This is a genomic window from Vibrio sp. YT-19(2023) (genome assembly GCF_033337395.1).
The window spans coordinates 1-622 of sequence record NZ_JAWOQN010000700.1; the positions used below are offsets into that span (position 1 = coordinate 1).

At 47.3% G+C, this 622-nt stretch carries 1 protein-coding gene; it reads left to right on the plus strand.

Annotation, left to right across the window (positions count from 1 at the left end):
• Nucleotides 1–83 precede the first annotated feature (83 nt).
• Nucleotides 84–622 (plus strand): hydrolase (locus R7E78_RS27965; RefSeq protein ID WP_318058864.1); only part of this gene is annotated, 539 nt, incomplete at its 3' end.

The window sequence follows — 622 nt, forward strand, 5'->3', positions numbered from 1 at the left end:
TGTAGAATACCTATAATCTTTATAAAGGATTATATTAATAAGTTCTTCAACTGACATGAAGGACCATATAAGAGCAGTTAGGTATGACACAATTTTTCGCAGCCGCCGGGATCAAGAACCCGCACCTTCAGACCCTTTTACCGCGCTTTATTCGTAAAAAAGCGCTGTTTACGCCTATTTGGCAGACGCTGGATACCGACGATGGCGACTTCCTCGATCTCGCTTGGAGTGAAGATCCCACCAAAGAACTCGCGCAGAACAAACCCATCTTCGTTTTGTTTCATGGCTTGGAAGGATGCTTCTACAGCCCGTATGCAAACGGCCTGATGAATGCGTGTGCGAAATGTGGTGGGTTATCGGTGATGATGCATTTTCGTGGCTGTAGCGGCAAACCGAACAAAAAAGCTCGCGCATACCATTCAGGAGAAGTAACGGACGCTCGCTTCTTTTTGGAACACCTTCATCTGCGCTTTCCAAACAATCCAAAAGTCGCCGTCGGCATCTCCCTTGGTGGCAATATGATGGCGAACTACTTAGCCCAATACAAAGATGACCCGATTTTAAAAGCGGCCACCATCGTCTCTGCACCACTGGATCTGGCGGCTTGTGCCAATCGAATTGA